The organism is Acetobacter okinawensis JCM 25146 (genome assembly GCF_000613865.1).
GTDB lineage: Bacteria > Pseudomonadota > Alphaproteobacteria > Acetobacterales > Acetobacteraceae > Acetobacter > Acetobacter okinawensis.
This window is the reverse complement of the sequence record NZ_BAJU01000114.1, coordinates 1-1214: the sequence shown is the minus strand read 5'-3', so window position 1 is coordinate 1214 and position 1214 is coordinate 1. Positions and strand designations below refer to the sequence as shown.

Here is a 1214-nt window from a genome sequence, read left to right as displayed (position 1 = left end):
ATTTTACAGCACAATGGGACGCCCCTCGATTGATCCGGAACTCCTCATTCGGATGCTGTTGATTGGCTACTGCATGGGCATCCGTTCCGAACGGCGCCTGTGCGAAGAAGTACATCTGAACCTCGCCTATCGATGGTTCTGCCAGTTGGGTCTGGATGGGACTGTTCCTGATCACTCCACATTTTCAAAGAACCGACATGGTCGTTTCCGTGAGAGCAACCTTCTGCGTGAAGTGTTCGAGTTGACCGTCCGGCGCTGTATCGAGACGGGTCTGGTCGGTGGGGAAGGTTTTGCCGTCGATGCCAGCCTGATCCAGGCCGATGCCAATCGACGACTGGCTGTTCCGGGAGATGAAGGCCTTCCTCCTGATGCGGCAGGGCGTGCCGTAAAAGAATATCTTGCCGTTCTTGACGATGCTGCATTCGGTGCATCGACACCTGTTGTCCCTAAAAGATTATCTCCTACAGATCCTGCAGCACGGTATTCTGCAGCCACGCCCAATCAGGCGTTCTTTTCATACAGCACCAATTATCTGATCGATCTCAGGCATGCTGTTATTGTCGATGTGGAGGCCACGACATCGGTGCGTCAGGCGGAAGTCACAGCACAGCGTCGCATGATTGAACGGGTCCAGCAGACCTTTGGCTTATGGCCTGAACGTCTGGCTGCAGATGGTGCTTATGGAGATGCCGCCAACCTCGCATGGCTGGTAGAGGAGAAAGGGGTCGAACCGCATATTCCTGTGTTTGATAAATCAGCCCGCAACGATGGGACGTTTGCACGGTCTGATTTCACATTCGATCATGAGAATGACTTTTATACCTGCCCGGGCGGTCATCAACTCCGGGCATCCAATCGGAATTTCACAACACCCCGTTCCCGTGTCGATAAGGATGGCTTCATTCGTTATCGAGCCCGTGTGAAGGATTGCAGTGGATGTGAATTCCGGCAGCGCTGCACACCCAATACACCCGCTCGCAAGATCATGCGGTCCGTGCATGAAGGCGCTCGCGATATGGCGCGGGACATCGCCCAGACCGATGCTTACGTGACATCACGAAGACAGAGGAAAAAGGTTGAGATGCTGTTCGCGCATCTCAAACGCATACTCAAACTGGATCGACTGCGATTACGAGGCCCAAATGGCGCCAGAGATGAGTTCCTTCTCGCAGCAACCGCCCAGAACCTGCGTAAAATGGCAAAGCTGATGCCAG

The 1214-nt window shown here is 54.0% G+C and carries 1 protein-coding gene; it reads left to right on the top strand.

What is annotated here, in order from left to right; genetic code table 11:
- Positions 1–1214 (top strand): IS1182 family transposase (locus JCM25146_RS15980; RefSeq protein ID WP_025829298.1); only part of this gene is annotated, 1214 nt, incomplete at both ends.